This is a genomic window from Streptomyces sp. MMG1121, assembly GCF_001280015.1.
Lineage (GTDB): Bacteria > Actinomycetota > Actinomycetes > Streptomycetales > Streptomycetaceae > Streptomyces.
The window spans coordinates 20,800-39,603 of the sequence record NZ_LGDV01000219.1 but is presented as its reverse complement, the minus strand read 5'-3'; the positions used below and the strand labels follow the sequence as shown (position 1 = coordinate 39,603).

The following is an 18,804-nucleotide window of genomic DNA, read 5'->3' as shown; positions in this document are numbered from 1 at the left end:
GGTCCCGCCGTGCTGTCCTGCGCGGTGGCCTCCGGCGCCTCGGCGCCCTGTGTCACACCGTCCGCGGACATGGCGGCACCGGAGTCCGGCCCGTCGGCGGAGCCCTGTGGCGCGCCGTCCGTCCCCTCGGTCTGGACACCGCTGCCGCTCTCGCCCCGATCCGCATCGCCACCGACCCCGAAGTCATCGGAATCACGGGAGTCGTCGGGGCCGTCGCTCTCGGCCGCGGCGTCGCCGGGCGCGTCGGCGCCGTCCGAGGTCTCCTCGGCGACCGGGGCCTCAGCCTGCTCCGCCCCCTCGGCACTCTCGACAGGGCCCTCCGAAACCGCCACGGCCTCCGGGGCGCCCTCGGTACCAGTGCTGTCGGCGTCAGCCGTCCCCGTCGCCTCAGTCTCTGCGGAGCCCGTGCCGACGGATTCGGCGTCCTTCTTGACGGCTGCCGCGCGCTCGGCGATCTCGGCCATCTCGCGCTTCAGGGCCACGGCGGAGAACCGCATGGTGGCCCCGCTCTCCAGATCCCCGTTGCTCGTCTCCGGCTCGACCGCGGCGGCGGCCGGCACCTCGGGCTGGACCTGCGGGGCAACCTGCGGCGGCTGCGGCTCGAAGCCCTGCGGCAACTGCGGCATGGGCACAGGACTCCCGACAGGCGGCGCGGGCTGCACGGGCGGCGGCGCGGGCTGCACGGGCGGCGGGAAGGGGGCGCCGTGCGCCGGCGCGGGCGGAGGCGGCGGGGGAGCGTACGGGGTCCCCTGCGGCGGAGTGAACGGAGCGCCCTGCGACGGAGTGGCGGAAGGCTGGACGGCAGGCGGCGGAGGCGGCACCGGTGCGGAGGCAGGCGCGCCGGGCTGACCCGACGCGTTCTGCGTGTACCAGGCGGGCGGCGCGTAGTCGATGGTGAACTCGCCCGTCATCTCGATGGCGGACTCCGCGTCGGTCTGGTCGTCGTCGGGTGTGTCCCAGCCCCCGCGGATCCCGTCCCGATCGCTGTTCACAGTTCCTCCTGGTGTGGTCGAACACCCTCATGCCGTGCTGGGGGCGACCGTCCCTGTCGTACGATTCGCCGGGCTTCCCCCTTGGGCCCAGCGGCCCCTTGGTGCGGGGCGCGCACCCCCGCTCGCGGGATTTTCGCGACGTGCCCGCCCCCAGCCTAATCACCAATGCGACGAGGCCGGCAGGCCCGGCCACCCCTTCGTGCCCGTCCGACGCGTCACACCGGGCTCGAGGCCGCCGCGGTGCACGCGTACGTACACCAAAACGTGACGCCGACGCATCGCGGCCAGTCGTCGATAGCGGGTCAATCCGGACTTTAGTCCGCCAGTTGCCTTGAAACCGGACCAAGTTGGGGAGATGTCAGTCCATTCGGCGGGCCACGCCCAGCAGGCCGGTCTCGGCGTCGGTCGCCCGGGTCACCACGTACTGCCGGTCCCGCTCCGTGCACCAGAGCGTCACACCGTCGGGCAGCGTGGGCAGCGTCTCGAGTTCCGGGCGCGGGAGCCCAATCACCCGCCCGATCTCCGCCGCCTCGTCCGGTGACACCCGCTGCACGCCCACCAGACGCGCCTGACGCATCAACCGGGGCGCCACCGGGCTCAGATACGGCAGCAGCGTGAGGACGGACTGCCACGGCGCCGACACCACGCGCCCGCGCGGCGGTCGCATGCCGCAGTCGCGCACGACCAGCACCGGCGTCCCGGCCGAGGCGCCCTGCGGGGGCACGCGGCCGACGTCGTACACCGCCAGGCCGTTCTGTCCGCCGCCCATGGCGTGCACCATGGGCATCCAGGCCTGGGGCCGCCCTGTCTCCACGGCTACCCGCGCGCCCGTCGCCGCCGCGCGCAGCGCCATGACCTGCGCGGTCCACAGGCCGCCGATGAGCACGATGTCGTACGGCGTCGGACGGTTGACCCCGAGGACGGCGGGCTGACCCTCGGCGTTGACGCCGACCACCACACCGTCGTCGCCGAGGGGCAGGGACAGCGCATCCGCCTGCTCCACGGGCAGTGCGTGCCGCGGGTGGCGGGGGCCTAGGAGGCCGAAGCCCGTGCGCAGTCGCTCGCCGAGGCCCGACGTCGAGGAGGTCCCGCCCGACGGCGTGGGCGAGGTCATCGTGGTCATCAGCGCGCACCTCCGAGCGGCAGGGTGGCCAGGACGCCGGGGAGCTGTTCACGGTCCAGGCGCGCGAGCCCGGTGCGTGTCTGCCGCGCCGCGAGCTCCAGGTCGCGGCGCGCGTTGGTCAGTTCCTGGTTGCTGCGGCCGGTGATCCGCAGATGGCCCGTGATGGACACGTCCTGCTGCGCTCCCTTGGCCAGCGTCAGACTGAAGGTCGTCGCGAGTGCGGGTACCTCCGTCAGCTTCGCCACCAACTGCGCCAGCGAGCCGCCGGAGCCGCCCAGTTGGGGCCAGCGGCGCACCCAGTAGGTCGTGTGCCGGCGGTTGTCGCAGCGCCAGCTGCGGCTGGACTCCTCGGTACGGCGCTGCGGAGACTCGCCCCGCCCGGCCTGGGCGGCCTGTGCCGTCACCATCGGGTTGGCGCACGCGGACGTGGCGATGGCGGCCGTCAGCTCTTCCTCGGTGAGCACGCTCGCCCGGAATCCGGCGCCCGTCAGGCGGCTGGCCAGATGCTCCGCCGAGCGCACCAGGCACTTCTGCGCCCCCAGCAGATCGCCGCCGCGCGCGGCCACCGCCTCCGGGCACAGCTCGGGGTCGAGCTTGAGCGCGATCCAGGTGATGCGTACGGCGGGGGAGCCGGTCTCGGCCTGCAGGGGCGCGTAGTTGCTGACCACGACCGACTGCTGAGGCAGATGCAGCGCCGGAGCGGGCTGGGTGTGCACCACGATCTGTGCCGACTCCAGCCGGATGCCGTCCACTTCGAGGACATCCCGGACCAGGGCGACCGGCAGCGGTCTGCGGCCGCGCTCTGCGCGCAGCGCGTCCGCATCGGACTCCACCTGGAGCACCGCGGTCAGGAAGCCGCCGTCACCCACCATCCCGATCGGCCGCTGGTCGCGGTCGTCGCCGCGACTGTAGCTGTGGGTGCGCAGGGTCGGGTCACACTCCACGGCGGGCGCGAGACCGGAGTCGGTACCCGGCGGTACCGGCGTGCTCTCCGCGCGCCGCCTGCGGGCTCGCAGCGCCAGCAAGGTGCTGAGCCATTCGGGCAGTGAGCGCCCCCGGCGTCGTACGACGGCGAGCACCACGAGCAGGGCGGCGACCGGGATGGCGGCGATCAGTGCGATCGTGTCCACGAGCCATCCGCACACCACGAGTGCGCCCGCGATCTCCAGCAGCACCAGCCGCTGCAGCGCGAACGAACCGCCGCGTCCCGAACGGGACTCCAACTGCGGGGTGAAAGCGCCCTGGTAGGGAGTGCGTGGCTGCTGGGCGGCCGGCCGGGAGGAGGACGAGCCGCGGGTGCCCGACCGGCGCGCACCAGCCGAGTGTGACCTCGATTGCGATCGCGACCGGGTCCGCGTTGCGGAAGCCATCTGTCCAAAACCCCCGAACTCTCCCGGAAACCCATGCGCTCCGGTCCCTGCAAGCCGTCAGCACCCTACCCGTGCCACGAGCACGTCCACGCAACAGGCATAGTAGGGGGCGGCTCTGACAGTCGAGGCAGCAGAGGCAACCGAGGCGGGGGACGGATCTTCACAGGTTCCCCACGGCTCCGCAACGGGGAGAGAGCGGACACAGATGGCATCACGGCGGGACGAACTCAACGCCTACACCTTCGCGAAGCGCCGCACGCTCGCGTCATTCCTGCAGCCTTCCCCGTCGGGCTCCGAGGAAGGTGCCCCCAAGCCGCTGGGCGCACTGGTGCCGGGCCTCGTCGTCGGCGCCGTGACCCTCGCCGTGTTCGGCGCCATCGGCATGTTCAGCCCGACGGCGCCCAAGGGCTGGGACACACCGGGCGAACACGTCATCGTCGCGAGCAAGTCGACCACCCGGTACGTCGTCCTGAAGACGGGCAAGCAGGTCCAGTTGCACCCGGTCCTCAACATGGCCTCGGCCAAGCTCCTGCTGGACCCCAGCAACGACAGCGTCATCACCGTCGACGAGAAGATCCTGGACAGCGGCAAGCCCCCGCACGGCGCGACCATCGGCATCCCCTACGCCCCCGACCGCCTGCCCTCCGCGGACGAGGCGTCGGCCGCCAAACGCTGGGCGGTCTGCGAGCGTCCCGGCGACGGCGGCCGGGCCATCCAGAAAGCGGCGTTCGTCCTCGCCGAGAAGGAATGGTCCAAGACGGACGGGCCCTCCAAGCTCACCGGCGGCGACCTGATGTACGTCGTCGCCCCGGACGGCAAGACCCAGTACGTCGTCGACGCGCAGGGCACGGCGTACGAGATCGCCGACCCGAACGACAAGGAACTGCTCAAGGCCCTCGACACCCAGGGCCGCACCCCGCAGCGCGTCTCCCAGGACTGGCTCGACACCCTGCACAAGGGCGACCCGATCTCGATTCCGAAGATTCAGGGCACGCCCGGACAGAAGGCCAACGCCTCCCCTCTGCTGGGGCAGAACGACAAGATCGGCGAGGTCATCAAGGCGTACGACGGCCAGACGATGACGTACTACGTCGTACTGCGGGGGAAGGTGGCCCGCATCTCCGAGTTCACGGCCACCCTCCTCCTCAACAGCGGCGCCCTCATCAACGTCGGCCAGGCTGGTGAGGCGCAGCAGGTCAGCCCCAGCGCGGCCGACGACAGCACGACGTTCGAGGGGGGAAAGAACTGGCCGACGTACAAGCCGAGGACGGTGAACGACGGCTCCAGCACCACCAGTGGCCGCAACACGGTCTGCAACGTGCTGCGCTCCGTCGGTGACAAGGGCAGCACCACCCTCTCGACCTGGGTCGGCACCGACTTTCCCGCCCAGCTGCCCACCGGATCCTCCAGTGCGTACGCCACTCCGGGCTCCGGCCAGCTCTACCGTCAGTTCCAGGGCACGGAGACCTCGGCCGGCAGCGTCTTCCTGGTCACCGACACCGGCCTGCGCTACGCCCTGCAGTCCAACAGCGACAGCGCCACCGACGATCAGGGCATCGGCACCTCCGCAAACCAGCGCAAGCAGGAGCTGAGCGAGGCGAAGATCGCCCAGACCCGCCTCGGCTACGAGAAGGTGACGCCTACGCCCATCCCCATGGCGTGGTCGACGTTCCTGCCGACCGGTCCGCGCCTGTCCGAGGCGGCGGCGCGGCAGCCGCAGGGCTCGTGACGGCGCGGCGGCTGAGGAGAGCGAACCCATGCTGAAGGCAAGGACGTCGGGAACCGCGGTGTCGGGAACCGTGGCCCGTACGGCTGCCACGGCCGCCGCGGTGGTCCTCACGGCGACGACCACCGTGGTGTTCCTGCCCGCTTCCCCGGCCCGGGCGGACGACGGTCAGTGCACGTTCCCGTCGAAGAAGTACGTGGGCCGGCCGTGGGCGCTGCAACGCGTCAACCTGGACGAATTGTGGGCGGTGTCGACGGGCAAGCACGTCCAGGTGGCCGTGATCGACACCGGGGTCGACGTCAAGAACCCCCAGCTCGCCAAGGCCGTGAACGCGGCCAAGGGGGAGAACCTGCTGCCGTCCAAGAACGCCAAGGGCGAGAAGATAGACCGCGGCAACAACTCGGGCACCACGGACACCGTCGGCCACGGCACGCGCGTGGCGGGCATCATCGCGGCCCGCCCGGCGACGGGAACAGGCTTCGTCGGTCTGGCCCCGGACGCGACGATCATCCCGATCAAGCAGAACGACGCCGACGGCGACGGCACGGCGGACACCCTGGCCAGGGCGATCCGCCAGGCGGTCGACAAGGGCGCGGATGTCATCAACATCTCCCAGGACACGGCCAACGCGGTCGCGGGCGGCCCGAATCTGCTCGGGGCCGTCAACTACGCCCTGGACCACAAGGTCGTCGTCGTGGCCTCGGCCGGCAACGACGGCCTGGGCGGCAACGTCAAGGTGACGTACCCGGCGTCGTACAAGGACGTTCTGGCGGTGGCTGCCTCAGACCGCAACAACGAACGGGCCGCCTTTTCACAGTCGGGGGATTTCGTGGGGGTCGCCGCTCCCGGCGTCGACATGATCTCCACGGTTCCCGGCGGCGGTCACTGCTCGGACAACGGCACGAGCTTCTCGGCGCCGTACGTGGCGGGCGTCGCGGCCCTGCTCAAGTCCAAGTACCCGAACTGGACGGCCCAACAGGTCGTCGCCCAGATCGAACAGACCGCGGAACGCTCGATCCCGGGTCATGACCGGCTGGTGGGCTGGGGTGTCGTGGACCCGGTGAAGGCACTGACGGACGTCGACCCGGAGCATCCCGTGGAATCACCCACGCCCGAGGACGGCGTGGTCAGGGGCGAGGCCCCGTCCGTCACGCCTCTGCACTTCGGCGAGACGGCCCAGCAACGCGACAACCGTATGGCGACCTACGTGGTGGTCGGAAGCTTCGTCTTGGTGGCGGGCCTGAGCGGCACGGCCGTGGCGGTCCGCGACGCGCGACGCCGGCGTGGTGGGCGGCTGGAGACCGGCCGGTGAACGCCCTGGACAAACTGAACGTCCTGCTCCTGATCGCGTCCGCCGTGCTCCTGGCCATGGCCTGCGTGAGGGCGGACCGGGTGCGTGCCTGGCGCCAGGGCATCAACCCGTCGGCCCCGGACGTGCCCGACTCCGCCTTCGTCGTCGCGAGGGTCGTCCTCGTGACCATGGCCTGCATCGGCGTCTACGCGGCCGTCCAGGGCCTCGGCGTCTCCGACGGCATGTCATGGAACGACCGCGAACTGACCGGTGCGGTACGGCAGGCCGCGGAGGACCTGGACGGTTACCGGTTCACGGCCGACGACTCCGGCACGCCGCTCTACTTCGACGACTACGCGTCGCTGCTGGAGGGCAAGGTGACCCAGTACAGCGGCGCGGACGCCCCCGCATCCGGCGTGACCGCCACCCCCTCCGACGCCGACACGGACGACGACGCGTATCTCACCGTCATGGCGGACGGCGCGGACGCGTCGTTCTGCACGCACATCGAGCGCAGCCGGTCGGTGAAGGACGACTACACGCCGCCGGGTATCAGCGGCGGCGAGGGCGCTCTGGCGTACCGCGGGTACCGGCTGACGGTGAAACTGCGCAGTGGGGAATGCTGACCGGGGAGTGCTGGCGGGGGCCGGCCTCAGGGCTTGCCGAAGCCCACGCCGCGCCGGGTCCAGTCGGCCTTGTGAACGGCGTTCCGCGGCGGGTCACACGCCCGATGGTCCACCGGCGGCTGACGGTCCGGCTCGGCCTGCGCGTGTACTCGGCTTGCCATCCGAGCTCTGGGGCCGCGACGCCGGGCGGCGAGCCGCATCGATCGGTCGCGTGTGGAAGTCCTGCAAAGGTCCGGATGATGTCGCTCGGGCGGTCGTGACCACGTCAGATTTGGCCGGTCCCGCAAGTGTGCATGGCCGACGGCCCGCGTCCCCCTCGGTCGCGCAGGAGCAAATCGGGCAAACCGCAGTGTGCGGTCCAGAGCCGTAACCGAGCCAATACATATGCCGGTTGGACCCGTTGAGCAGGTTGACTAGAGTGGTCAGGTGCTGTGAGGCACGGCTTGCTTGGTGATCGACGGCCAGAGGAAGGTCGGTCTCGATCCGGTCGGGCCGGATGGTGTACGGGGAAACGGGGAGGAACATGGGCGGGGGCGGTTCGGCGGCGAACCTCAAGGTCAGCAGTGACGCTCTGAAGCAGTTCGTCGCGACGGTGGACAGTGCTCTGGCAGATCTTGAGAAGTCGCCGGGCAATCCGGCGCGGGTCGGGGAGCAGGCGATCCGGCACACGTCGCTCAGGAGCGGGTCCGCGGCCTTCCATGAGGCCGACGCCCTGTACGGGACGTTCAACGCGGTCCACCAGGCGCTCACGGACCTTTCCAAGACCCTGCATCTGCAGATCGAGGCGATCGGCATCGCGGTCCAGGGCGCGAAGGGCACTTTCAACGGCCTTGAGGAAGAGCAGCGTCGCAGGTTCTACGAGATCCAGGCGGAGATTAAGCAGCTCAACCCGCAGGACGAAAAGAACACCGGCGGTGGCGAGAAGGGAGAGATCTGAGGATGACCGACAAGTACCAGGCGGACATGGACCGGGTCTCCGCGGAGAACAAGTTCACCGACCTTGCCCGAGGGCTCGGGGAGCCCACCGGTGGCAGTCTCTTTTTCAACCCCCTCGAAATCGTTCGTGTGACGACCAAGGCCACCCCCTTCGGGCAGGCCATGGTCAAGCGCACGGAATTCGACGACTACGACCTCAACGCGATGAAGGACCTGGTCGAGCGGACGGATCCGGAGGACCTGGAGTCCTCCGGCCGGGCTCTCTGGGGCGCGCGCGATGCCATCAAGCAGGCTGCTGAAACGCTCAAGGGCAAGTTCGATTCGGTCCCTTGGGTCGGCAAGGCGGGCGACGACTTCCGCACATGGGGCGACAATCTCGTCAAGCACGCACACGGGCTGGCTGACTTCGCGGGCGGATCCGGCGACTCGATCGTCGCGGCCTCCGAGGGACTGGCGTCCGTCGTCCACGCCATGCCTCCCCGCGACACGGAGGCGAGCCGAAAGCGGCCGGACAAGTTCACGACGGCTGAGAAGACGGCGAACAAGGACGAGTACGCCGCTGCCGTGAAGGTGGAGCAGCACCGTCAAGAGGCGGTCAACCAGATGAACCGGTTGGCGTCGTATTACGCGGTGTCGGACGCGGCGCTGCAGGACTTGCACAAGAACGCGCCTGACTTCGGCAGCCTTCCGAACGTCGGGGTGCCCAGGCCTAAACGTGATGACGATTCCGCTCCTCAGGGATCCCCTTCGCATGGCTCCCACAGCACGAGCCCGAATGCGGTCGGGGGGCATCATCCGACGGTGCAGCCGGCGCGCCATGTGGCCGTGAACGGCACGAACGGCACGCCGTCACCCGCAAGCGACACGCCAGCGCCGGCAAGACACGCCACGGACCAGGTCAAGCACCCGGACCTGCCGGTGGGTACGCACATCGACACCACCGGCACACTGCCGCCGCCCACGACCACCACACCCGGGCCAAGCCACACTCCGCCGGTCACCGGCACGCCGCCCACGACCGGCAGCCAGCCCAATGTGTTCGACGGCGGTGGTCTCAGGGTCCCCATGCCCAACCCCGCTTCGGGCCGGACTTTGAGCGGCACCGGCGGGTTCCGTAACCCGCCGACCGCTCAGGGGCGCGCGGGTACGTCCGGCTTGTCCGAGCCGGGCTCCGGTCGCTCCACCGGGCGAGGACCCACGGACCCGATGGGTCGCGCGACGTCGACGGGCCAGTCCGTTGCCAAGGGCACAGGTTCCGGGCCGAGGGCATCCTCCCCCATGGGCCGCGGGATCACTGGCGGTACGCCGCGCCCCACAGGCCCGTCGGCATCCCGCACGGCGGGCGGGCCGACCACCGGCGCCGGCCGCACCAACGGCGTGGTTGGTGGACGGCCCTCCACCACGAATCCGTCGGCCAAGAACGCGTCGAGGATCCCTCGCGGCACGGTCATCGGTGGCGAGGAAGGGGCCACCTCCCGGCCCACCACCGGCCGGGTCGGTCAGCGTGGCGTCTTCGGAGCGCCTGAGGCCACCGAGCGGCCCGGTTCGGGTGCGGCCGGCTCCCGTGCGGGCACCGGATCGTCCGAGACCGTCACGGGCCGGCCGACCGCACGGACCTCCGCGGCGGGAGCCGAGCGAAAGGGCATGACCCGTGGTGGCGTCGGGCTTACGCGTGGATCCGGTCACGAGGCGAAGCCCGGCGACGAGAAGAAGGAGCGATCGTCGCGCCCCGACTACCTGGTCGAGGACGAAGAGACGCACCTGCCGAACAAACCCCGGCGCGAAGTACCGCCGGTCACCAACTGAACGCAAGCGAGGACATCCAACGCCATGAAGTCAGGGACCAGCCGACGAGCCGAGCAGGCTGAGCTCCGCAGTGCGCGCTACGGAAGACGAGTGCGCGCGGTGGGCGCGGTCGTCGGCGCCCTGACCGTCGTGACCGTCGGTCTGGCCCCGGGTGCCGCTGCATCCGACGAACAGTCGAAGCAGTGGTACTTGGGCCCCATGCAAGCCGAACAGATGTGGAAGGCGAGCACGGGAAAGGGCGTCAAGATCGCGGTCATCGACACCGGGGTGGCGATCACGCCGTCGCTCAAGGGACAGGTCCTGACCGATGAAGTTCCCAAGGCAGTGGCCTATCGCTCGACGGACGACTACACGGGCCACGGCACGACCATGGCCGAGCTGATCGCAGGTACCGGGGCTGGTGGTGGACTGAAGGGGCTGGCACCAGGAGCGAAGATCGTCCCTTACCGCGTCAAACTCGACGGCATCAAAGGGTCGGCGAAGGAACAGGCCAGGGTTCCGGAGCCGGCACAAGCGCTGAGAGCCGCTGCCGACACTGACGCAAAGATCATCAGCATGTCATTCGGTGGGATGAGTCTCAGTGAGGATGAGGCTGCGGTCAAATACGCGCTCTCGAAGGGCAAGTTGCTGATCACGGCAGTGGGTAACGAGGGGAAGAACGGCCCTGCCGATTATCCAGCCGCGTACCCATACGTCCTCGGCGTCGCCTCCGTCGGCAAGTCCCTTACGGCGTCGAGCTTTTCCTCGAGCGGAGGATATGCCGATCTGGCGGCTCCTGGTGAGGGATATCCGGGCTATTGTGACGGCGGCACCGTCCGTTACTGCGACAACCGTCAGGGTACGAGTCCGGCCACCGCGCTCACCTCAGCCGCCGCCGCCCTGATCTGGTCCGCACACCCCGACTGGACTCTGTATCAGGTTGAACGGGCGCTCCTCGACACCGCCGGACGCACCTGGCCGAAGGACAAACCGAGCAAGTACCTCGGCTACGGAGTCATCCGTCCCCGCGTCGTCCTGGAAGACAAGAATTACGACCCCGGCCCCGCCAATGTCGATCCGCTCCAGAAACAGGACGGCAAGCAGTGGGCGAGCGTAGCCCCTGTCGCCCCCAAAGACTCCTCTTCTCCTTCTGCATCAGCCACGTCACAAGCCCAGCAAAAGGGTTCCAGCGGTGCGACCTCGGCGGCAGGATCGAGTGCGGGGTCGTCGAATGGCGGTGGCGGCAACACCACTTGGATCGCACTGGGCGCCGTCGGTGCGGTCGTCGTGATCGGCGGTGGCGCATGGGCTCTCGCGGGGGCACGACGCGCCAGGTGACGTCCTCAGTGCCAACAGGCCTGGCGGCCCGGTGCCGTGGGGGCAGGACAGACACTGCGTGCTCTCTGCTGGAAGCGACAAGCAGCAGTGGTGAGCCGAAACCATCAGATCAACAACGGACACACGAAAGGCAGGGCCGATCATGGCCGGCGGAAAGCAGAAGCTCGAAGATGCCGCAGTAGTCCACCTCGAGAAGCAGATGGTGGAGAAGTACGAGGGCATCCAGAAGCGCGTGCACGCCCTCCAGGGTGTCATCGACGGCCTTGAGGGCCAGTGGCACGGTATCGGCCGTGCCGCGTTCGACAAGAAGCAGTACGAGATCAACCAGTCGCTGCGGAACATCGGCAACATCCTCGGTGACGTCATCGAGGCGATGACCACGACGCGCAACATCAAGGACAGCAAGGAAGACGAGGTCCGCGCGGCGGTCAACAAGATCGACCTCCAGGACGGCGCTCCCACCGTTCCGACGTCTTCCCTCAGCTCCTACTGAGTCGAGCGAGACAGAGAACCTCCGCCGGGAATCCGGCGCACTCATCACGTACACACCAGCGAGACGAGGTAACACGCATGGGCAACAACGCCGATGGGCTGTCCGTCACTTATGACGGGCTCGACCACGCCGCAACCAACATCGGTAACCAGGCGAGCCAGCTCGAGCGGGATCTGGCAGAGCTCCGCGGCCTGGTCGTGAAGAGCCAGCAGTACTGGGAGGGCCAGGCCCAGGGCACCTTCCACGAGAAGCTGCAGCGCTGGGACAAGGAGGCGAACGACATCCACCAGGCCCTGCAGGGCATCGGTCACGTCGTCGCCCAGTCCGGCGGTACGTACATGGAAGGCGACAAGAAGGCGGCCAGCTACTTCCACTAGGCCAAGGCTCGCAAGAAGCAACTGCAGGGTGGGCGCGCGCGGGAGGCGCCCACCCTGCATTTGTGCCGAGCCGCTGAGCTGAGCCGGAAACACGCCAGAAAGACGTCAGAGGGACGAAGAGGGGGCATACGCGTGTCAGGCACCGGACCGGGTACCCGGGGGACGAGACAGATCGGCCCGTACACGGTCGTCACGCGTATCGACACCGGCATCACGGCACACACGCCCGTCCCCGAGCACCGCTTCATCGCCCGCAGCGTCGACGGCGACCGCACCGTACTGATCAGCAGGCCCTTGGCCGGCGTGGACCCGCAGCGCTTCATGGCCGAGGCCGACGCCTCTCGTTTTCTTCTCGGGTCCTGGGTCCTGCCGGCCGTCGAACTCGCCGCCCCTGGCGAACTGCCCTGGCATGCGCGTCCTTACCTGCCCGCCCTTCCCCTGCCCGTCGCCCTCACCGTGCACGGCGGCCCGCTCCCCGAGCCGACGGTCAGGGCACTCGCCCTCGCGCTGGCCGAGAACCTCGCCGTGATGCACGGGCAGAACCTGACCCACGCCGGGCTCTGCCCGTCCGCCGTGCTCATCGCCGCGGACGGTCCCCGGCTCACCTGCTTCGGGGCGGTACGGGCCGCGGCGCCGGACGGCGTCGCACGGCGGGAGGCGCCGGGTCTCGATCCCGGCAGTCTGCCGCCCGAGCAGGCCGCGGGCGGCCAGCCCCGCCCGTTGGGTGACGTCTACGCACTCGGCGCGACGCTGGCCTACGCCGCCACGGGATTCACCACGCCGGAGCGGGAGGAACTGCCGCCCACGCTGCGTTCGCTGATCACCCGTTGCCTGTCCCGCGACCCGGCTCATCGGCCACAACTCACCGAGATCGTGGCCGATTTGGCGGGAGGCGCCCAGCCGGACGCCCCAGCGGGCTTCGCCGCGCCCACGCATGCGGACGCGCTGCTCGGTCCCGGCTGGCTGCCCGCCCGGCTCGTCGGCGCCATCGTCCACCAGTCGGCGTCCGTGCTGGCCGCGGAAGTTCCCGTACCGGAGCGGGCGCCGGTGCACCCGGCCCGGCCACCGGGCGGCACGCCCTTCCCGGCCCCCGCACCCCGCCCCAGCCACTGACGACAAGAACCCGATGCCGACTCCCCTCACCCACGACGACCCCGTCGCCCTCGGCCCCTACCGGCTCATCGCCCGGCTCGGCAGCGGAGGCATGGGGACCGTCTACGTCGCACGCTCGGCCGGCGGACGTACCGTCGCCCTGAAGACCATGTACGCCGCGATCGCCACGGATTCCGCCGCCCGCACCCGTTTTCGGCTGGAGGCGGACGCGGCCCGGGTCATCGGCGAGCAGTTCGGGGCGCGGGTGATGGACGCGGATCCGCTTGCGGAGACGCCCTGGCTGGCCACGGAGTACGTGCTCGGGCCGCCGCTCGACGAGGCCGTCGAGGCCGGGGGACCGCTGCCCGAACAGTCCGTACGTGCCCTGGGGGCCGCCCTGTGCTCGGCCCTCGGCCAGCTGCACCGGTCGGACGTCGTGCACCGTGACCTCAAGCCGTCCAACATCCTCGTCACCGCCTACGGACCGAAGGTCATCGACTTCGGCATCGCGCGGGCCATCGGCGACGACCGGCTGACCCGCGCCGGTGCCGCCGTCGGTACCCCGGCCTTCATGTCGCCGGAACAGGCGACCGGGCAGGAGCACGACGCGGCCGGCGATGTGTTCGCGCTCGCCGGGGTGCTGGTGTACGCGGCCACCGGCCGGGGCCCGTTCGGGCACGGACAGGCGGCCGATCTGCTGTATCGGGTGCGGTACGCGGAGGCGGACCTGAGCGGCGTACCGGCCGCGCTCGTGCCGGTGCTGGCCCAGTGTCTGGCCAAGGAACCGGCGGAGCGGCCGACCACGGCGCAACTCGCCGCTCAACTCCACGACGGCAAGGGCGAGTTCGCCGAACACCTGCCCCCCGAGCTGCTCGCGGACATCGGTCATCGGGCAGCCGGCGTATGGCGGTCGATGCCACAGCGGCTGCCCGCGCCGGCGGTCGGGCCGCAGGGCGCTGTCGGCGCCACCGCGGTCGGCGCTCGCCCGTCACGGCGCAGGTTCCTGGCCGTCGGTGGAGCACTGGCGGTCGCAGCGGCGGCCGGCGGCGGCGCGTGGTGGTGGCAAGAACGCGCCGCAGCGCGGAGCGGCGGCGGTACGGCCGCGCAGGACAGCGCTCACCGGACGCGGAACATCGGGCCACTGTGGACGTACGCCTTCGATTCCTCGGTCGCGAGTGATTTCGGCCTGGTTGCCCCTCAGGCGATCGGCGGTGTGATCGTCGTTCCCACGGGATATGTGACCGAAGGTCTCAGTCCGGCGAGCGGGGCCCGCAAGTGGGAGGCCTACCCGGGCGAGCACGGCTGGCAGACGCTCGTGGCGGGTGGCCGGCTCTACTGGCTGCTGATCAAGGCGGACACCGACAGTGGGATCGGGTCCGCCGTCACCCTCCAGACCGCCGATCCGAGGAACGGAAAGGCCGTCAGGACCCTGGCCCGGTTCACGTCCACCAACGACGAGCTCGAGACGCATCAGCTCCTCTGCGTCACCGACCGCGCCGCGTACGTCGCCGTGGGCAACGGCAAATACCATGAAGTCGGCTACTTCACGCCCGCGCAGACCTTCACCCTTCGCGCCGTCGACATCGGCACCGGCACCGGCACCGGCAAGCCACTGTGGTCGAAGCCACTGCCCACACGGCCCGACGAAAGCAAGAGGCTGCACTTCCTCGCCGCGAAGGTCATCGGCAACCGTCTGGTGACCCTCCAGGAGGTGAAGGAGTGGACCGTCCACGTCGTCGTACGGGACGCCTCGACCGGAGCCGTCCTGTGGGAGCGGCCGTACGGCGTCGACGATCCGGACATCCTGCGGGGCGGGATCGCCGCCGACAGCGATCACCTGTATCTCGGTGGCAGCCGGCTCTGGGCGCTGCGGCTGAGCGACGGGTCCGTGGCGTGGCAGACCTCGACGGAACACGCATACGGGCCACCGGTGCTCAAGGCGGGTGTGCTGTACGCCGTGGGCGTCGGCACCGGTCTGACGGCGGTGGACGCGCGCAGCGGAAAGGTGCTCTGGACCGAGCAGGGCGGGGAGGTGGGCGAGGCGTCCACGTCGTGGCCGCCCGTGCTCGGCACCCGCTACGCGTACTACAAGAACGGGACCCTGCTGCGAGCGATCAGCCTGTCGAACCACCGGACCTCGCTGACGTACCAGACGAGCGGCAAGCAGTTCTACGCGGACGCGGACTCCCAGTTGGTCCTCAGCGTGGACCGTCAGTACCTGACCGCCTATCCCCTCCGGTGAAGTGACCTCTCCAGTGAAGTGACCTCGAAGCGGCGGAACGCCGGCCATGCGGAGCACCGCATGGCGACGGCTCGCCGCTCGGCCGCCCCCGCCGACCTCCCCCCGTGCAGAAGGCCCTCCATGAAACCTCTCGGTACCGGCGATCCACTCCGCCTCGGTCCCTATCGCGTTCTCGGCGTCCTCGGGGAAGGCGGCATGGGCAAGGTCTACGTCGGCCAGGACGGCGCCGGCAGCCTGGCCGCCGTCAAGGTGCTCAGGCCCGAACTCGCCCACGACACCAACCTCGCCCAGCGGTTCCTGCGCGAGGCGCAGGCCGCCCAGGCGGTGCGGAGCAACGGCATCGCGAACGTGCTCGGCGCGTGGACCGAGGGCGGACGGCCGTGGATCGCCACCGAGTTCCTCGCGGGGCTCACCCTGGACCAGGCCGTCGACACCTACGGACCTCTCGACGAGCCGGCTCTGCGTGCCCTTGCCGCCGCGCTCGCCCGGACCCTCGCCGACATCCATGCCGCCGGGTTCATCCACCGCGACCTGAAGCCGCCCAACATCGTGCTCACCTCGGCCGGACCACGCGTCATCGACTTCGGCATCGCCCGGCCCGAGCACGGGCTGACCCTGACCACGACCGGTCAGGTGCCCGTGACGCCGGGGTACGGCGCCCCCGAGCAGGTTCTCGGACAGCGGGTGGCCCCCTCGGCGGACGTGTTCTCGCTCGGCGCGGTGCTGGTCTACGCGGCCACCGGCAGACGGGCGTACGAGGGCTCGCATGTCGCGGCCGTTCAGTACGCGGTGGTGCACGAGGAACCTCGACTCGGCGGAATCGAGCCGAAGATGCGGACCCTGATCGCGCCCTGCCTCGCCAAGGACGCCGCTGCGCGTCCCGCCCCGACCCAGATCGTCCAGGCCGTGGCGGCGCCCAAGGGGGCCGACCGGGTGTGGCGGCGCGGACCGGTCTCCGACGCCATCAGGGAGCGGGAGGCCGGGGCCCGTCGGCTGACCGCGCCGGTCACGACCGAGACGGCTCCGTCCGCCACTCGCAGGCGTCTGCTCACCGGGCTCGCCGCCGGAGGTGTGGTGCTGGCGGGCGGGGGTGGCACGGCGGCTTGGTGGTTCGGACGGCGGGGCGGATCCACGAAGAGCGGTCCTTTCGACATTCCTCCGGCGGTGCCCGTCCCCATGCAGAAGCTGGACAAGGGCGTGAAGGACCCGATCAACAACGACGTCCAGCCGACGGACCTCTGGGAAGTGCACGGGGAGGCGGACGCCGCCTACTCCCGGACGCTGCTGCCGATCGGGGACGTCATTGTCTTCGGAGTCGCGACCGGCGGTATCGCGGGATTCGACATCACCAATGGCAAGCGTCGCTGGAGCGCACCTCACCTCAGCGTGAACAACGGCTACCTGTCGCTCTCCGACCGGCTGGTCATCGGCGCCGACAGCAAGGGCGTCCTATGGACTTTCGTGCCCTCCACCGGCGAACCCAAGTGGACGTGCCCGGAAGCGGAGGCGGCGAGGCTGCTCGCGGCCGACGGCGACGCGGTGTATTTCGTGACGAACGACCACCGGCTGCGCAGTGTGAACCGCTCCGATGCGACAGTCCGCTGGACTGTGACCGTTCCTGCCGGCTTCCGGGGAAAGGTACTCAGCCCGGCTGTCGTCGGCCGGGGCAGACTGGTCATGTCGACCACGGACGGGACCGTGCTCGTGGTGCACACCAGCAATGGCAGCACGGCATGGACCCGAATGGACCAGGACCAGGACGTCACGGTCCGCCCGGCCGTCTACGACGACATGGTCTACATCAACGGCAAGTCCCTGGACGCCCGCCGGCTCAGTGACGGGAAGAGGGCCTGGAACACCAAGCTCGACGACTGGTCGACCGACGGGTACAAGTGGGGCATTCCCGCGGTGGACGCGGATGCGGTCTATGTGAACGCGGGTGACACCACCAACTGCCTGGACAAGCGCGACGGCAAGGTGCGGTGGTCTGCGTCGCAGAACGCCAGTTACGGAGGCCTCGTGGTACGACAGGGCCACGCGGTCTGGACGTTCGGCAGCGCCAGCACCGGGGCCGGGCCCCAGCTGTTGATCAATGCCGTGCGGGCCTCGGACGGAAAGGCTCCATGGAGCTATATGGTTCCCGATCCCCAATACGCCCTCTTGGCCGCGGCCGGAAACCGTGTCTTCGTCATGTGTGACAGCTCGGTCATCGCTCTTTCCACATTCTGAGCGTGCCGCTCGCGCGCTGGATCCGGTGCGCTGGTCGTGCTGTTGCCTCTCGGCGACAGTGAAGGCGACCGGGGCTACGGGCTGCGTCCGATCCACCGCCTGGACCTGCGTCGTCTCGGCTTACCGAGACGAAGCACTTCAGGGGGCACGAACCAGAGCGCGGGCTGCTAGTGTGATGCGCCAGAAATCCTGAGGGTTAGTTCTGCTCTGTTTTCTGGCCGGTGGTTCCGACTTTGGTGAGGTAGTCGGCGAGGGAGTTGAGGATCTCGTCGGCTGTCTTGGTCCAAGTGAAGGGCCGCGGGTTCTCGTTCCAGGTGTCGATCCACGCAGTGATGCCGTGCCGGTGATAGTCGTGGGTACGCCGTTCGGGCATGCCCGGCAGCACCGGCTGGGACCGGTCCAGCGCCTGGATCTGGCTCTTCGCGTCCACGCAGAGCACGACCGCCTTCTCGGGCGGGTGATGGTACAGGCCCACGACGTCGACGACCTTGGCGACGAACTGCGGATCGGTGGACAGCTTGAACGAGTCCTGCAGGTGGGGCTTGAGGTCGAACCGCTTCCAGATTCGCCCGATCGTCGATTTCGGCAGGCCGGTGCGCTGGGCCATCGAGGCCCGTGACCAGTGCGTGTCCTTGCCTGGGACCGACTCCAGGGTGGTCACGACGACCTCCTCGACCTGGTCGAGGAGGATCGAGGGCGGCCGGCCCGAGCGCGGCTCGTCCTGCAGACCATCGAGGCGTTTCGCGATGAACCGGGCCCGCCAGCGGTCCACGGTCGACCTGTCGATGCCGAGGTCGGCCGCGGCCTGCTGGTTCGTCCCGCCCTCCGCGCAGCGCAGCACGATCTTGGCTCGCAATGCGAGGAACTGGGCGGTCTTGGCCTGTCGCGCCCACTGCTGCAGTTGCCTGCGCTCAGCATCGTCGAGGATCAGGTCGGCCTTCGGCCGGCCGATCCAGCCGGCGTCCTCAAGCCCAGCCACCCGTTCTGCGGCGAAAGCCCGACGCCACTTGCCGACCGTCTTGGCCTGGACACCGACGAGCCGAGCGACTGCCGCGTTTGACATGCCGTCAGCACACGCCAGGATGATGCGGGCCTTCTCGGCCGAGCGCCGGTGCGGCATTTTCGTCCGGCGCTCCAACTCGACGCGCTCGGCCTCGGACAACGTGATCGCTACAGCAGAGGGC

Annotated in this window: 15 protein-coding genes; 11 read left to right on the top strand and 4 right to left on the bottom strand. The window is 69.8% G+C overall.

The window, feature by feature from the left end; all coding sequences use genetic code 11:
• The 3 genes from ADK64_RS32330 to eccE all read right to left on the bottom strand — a co-directional run.
• Positions 1-992, bottom strand: a 992-nt coding sequence (locus ADK64_RS32330) for an SCO5717 family growth-regulating ATPase (protein ID WP_267888583.1), incomplete at its 3' end; no start/stop codon positions are given.
• A 358-nt stretch (positions 993-1,350) separates the two neighbouring features.
• Positions 1,351-2,106 (bottom strand): hypothetical protein, encoded by a 756-nt coding sequence (locus ADK64_RS32325; RefSeq protein WP_078992979.1) that lies wholly within the window; start codon positions 2,104-2,106, stop codon positions 1,351-1,353.
• 8 nt (positions 2,107-2,114) lie between these two features.
• Positions 2,115-3,485, bottom strand: a complete 1,371-nt coding sequence (eccE, locus tag ADK64_RS32320) for a type VII secretion protein EccE (RefSeq protein ID WP_053664901.1) — start codon at positions 3,483-3,485, stop codon at positions 2,115-2,117.
• A gap of 205 nt (positions 3,486-3,690) precedes the next feature.
• Between eccE and eccB the strand changes: the two genes are divergently transcribed.
• From eccB to ADK64_RS32265, 11 genes are all read left to right on the top strand, one after another.
• Complete coding sequence (eccB, locus tag ADK64_RS32315; RefSeq protein ID WP_053664899.1) at positions 3,691-5,214, top strand: type VII secretion protein EccB; 1,524 nt, start codon at positions 3,691-3,693, stop codon at positions 5,212-5,214.
• A 28-nt stretch (positions 5,215-5,242) separates the two neighbouring features.
• Complete coding sequence (mycP, locus tag ADK64_RS32310) at positions 5,243-6,523, top strand: type VII secretion-associated serine protease mycosin (RefSeq protein WP_078992978.1); 1,281 nt, start codon at positions 5,243-5,245, stop codon at positions 6,521-6,523.
• A complete protein-coding gene (locus ADK64_RS32305; protein WP_053664897.1) occupies positions 6,520-7,128 on the top strand; it encodes a hypothetical protein in 609 nt (202 codons plus the stop codon). Before mycP ends, ADK64_RS32305 begins: the two co-directional genes overlap by 4 nt.
• A 523-nt stretch (positions 7,129-7,651) precedes the next feature.
• Positions 7,652-8,065: a hypothetical protein gene (locus tag ADK64_RS32300; protein WP_234384787.1), complete on the top strand. Its 414-nt coding sequence runs from the start codon at positions 7,652-7,654 to the stop codon at positions 8,063-8,065.
• 2 nt (positions 8,066-8,067) lie between these two features.
• Positions 8,068-9,870 carry a hypothetical protein gene (locus ADK64_RS45405; protein WP_053664893.1) on the top strand — a complete coding sequence of 601 codons (1,803 nt, stop codon included), beginning with the start codon at positions 8,068-8,070 and terminating at the stop codon, positions 9,868-9,870.
• 90 nt (positions 9,871-9,960) lie between these two features.
• Positions 9,961-11,187 (top strand): S8 family serine peptidase, encoded by a 1,227-nt coding sequence (locus ADK64_RS32290; RefSeq protein ID WP_324614468.1) that lies wholly within the window; start codon positions 9,961-9,963, stop codon positions 11,185-11,187.
• A gap of 142 nt (positions 11,188-11,329) precedes the next feature.
• Positions 11,330-11,680 carry a WXG100 family type VII secretion target gene (locus ADK64_RS32285; RefSeq protein WP_053664891.1) on the top strand — a complete coding sequence of 117 codons (351 nt, stop codon included), beginning with the start codon at positions 11,330-11,332 and terminating at the stop codon, positions 11,678-11,680.
• 77 nt (positions 11,681-11,757) lie between these two features.
• Positions 11,758-12,057 carry a WXG100 family type VII secretion target gene (locus ADK64_RS32280; protein ID WP_053664889.1) on the top strand — a complete coding sequence of 100 codons (300 nt, stop codon included), beginning with the start codon at positions 11,758-11,760 and terminating at the stop codon, positions 12,055-12,057.
• Between the two features lie 132 nt (positions 12,058-12,189).
• Positions 12,190-13,170: a hypothetical protein gene (locus ADK64_RS32275; RefSeq protein WP_063789986.1), complete on the top strand. Its 981-nt coding sequence runs from the start codon at positions 12,190-12,192 to the stop codon at positions 13,168-13,170.
• Positions 13,171-13,183: 13 nt separating this feature from the next.
• Positions 13,184-15,391 carry a protein kinase domain-containing protein gene (locus ADK64_RS32270; protein WP_078992975.1) on the top strand — a complete coding sequence of 736 codons (2,208 nt, stop codon included), beginning with the start codon at positions 13,184-13,186 and terminating at the stop codon, positions 15,389-15,391.
• A 120-nt stretch (positions 15,392-15,511) separates the two neighbouring features.
• Complete coding sequence (locus ADK64_RS32265; RefSeq protein WP_053664887.1) at positions 15,512-17,620, top strand: protein kinase domain-containing protein; 2,109 nt, start codon at positions 15,512-15,514, stop codon at positions 17,618-17,620.
• A gap of 196 nt (positions 17,621-17,816) precedes the next feature.
• On the opposite strand, the gene ADK64_RS32260 is transcribed toward ADK64_RS32265, so the two are convergent.
• Positions 17,817-18,740, bottom strand: coding sequence for an IS630 family transposase (locus ADK64_RS32260; RefSeq protein WP_078992974.1), 924 nt, complete (start codon positions 18,738-18,740; stop codon positions 17,817-17,819).
• Between the last annotated feature and the right edge of the window lie 64 nt (positions 18,741-18,804).

Bases quoted from the DNA above. Each gene is read 5' to 3' on its own strand.
- ADK64_RS32325 (WP_078992979.1), bottom strand. From the start codon at position 2,106: ATGACCTCGCCCACGCCGTCGGGCGGGACCTCCTCGACGTCGGGCCTC.
- eccE (WP_053664901.1), bottom strand. From the start codon at position 3,485: ATGGCTTCCGCAACGCGGACCCGGTCGCGATCGCAATCGAGGTCACAC.
- eccB (WP_053664899.1), top strand. From the start codon at position 3,691: ATGGCATCACGGCGGGACGAACTCAACGCCTACACCTTCGCGAAGCGC.
- mycP (WP_078992978.1), top strand. From the start codon at position 5,243: ATGCTGAAGGCAAGGACGTCGGGAACCGCGGTGTCGGGAACCGTGGCC.
- ADK64_RS32300 (WP_234384787.1), top strand. From the start codon at position 7,652: ATGGGCGGGGGCGGTTCGGCGGCGAACCTCAAGGTCAGCAGTGACGCT.
- ADK64_RS45405 (WP_053664893.1), top strand. From the start codon at position 8,068: ATGACCGACAAGTACCAGGCGGACATGGACCGGGTCTCCGCGGAGAAC.
- ADK64_RS32285 (WP_053664891.1), top strand. From the start codon at position 11,330: ATGGCCGGCGGAAAGCAGAAGCTCGAAGATGCCGCAGTAGTCCACCTC.
- ADK64_RS32280 (WP_053664889.1), top strand. From the start codon at position 11,758: ATGGGCAACAACGCCGATGGGCTGTCCGTCACTTATGACGGGCTCGAC.
- ADK64_RS32270 (WP_078992975.1), top strand. From the start codon at position 13,184: ATGCCGACTCCCCTCACCCACGACGACCCCGTCGCCCTCGGCCCCTAC.
- ADK64_RS32265 (WP_053664887.1), top strand. From the start codon at position 15,512: ATGAAACCTCTCGGTACCGGCGATCCACTCCGCCTCGGTCCCTATCGC.
- ADK64_RS32260 (WP_078992974.1), bottom strand. From the start codon at position 18,740: ATGCCGCACCGGCGCTCGGCCGAGAAGGCCCGCATCATCCTGGCGTGT.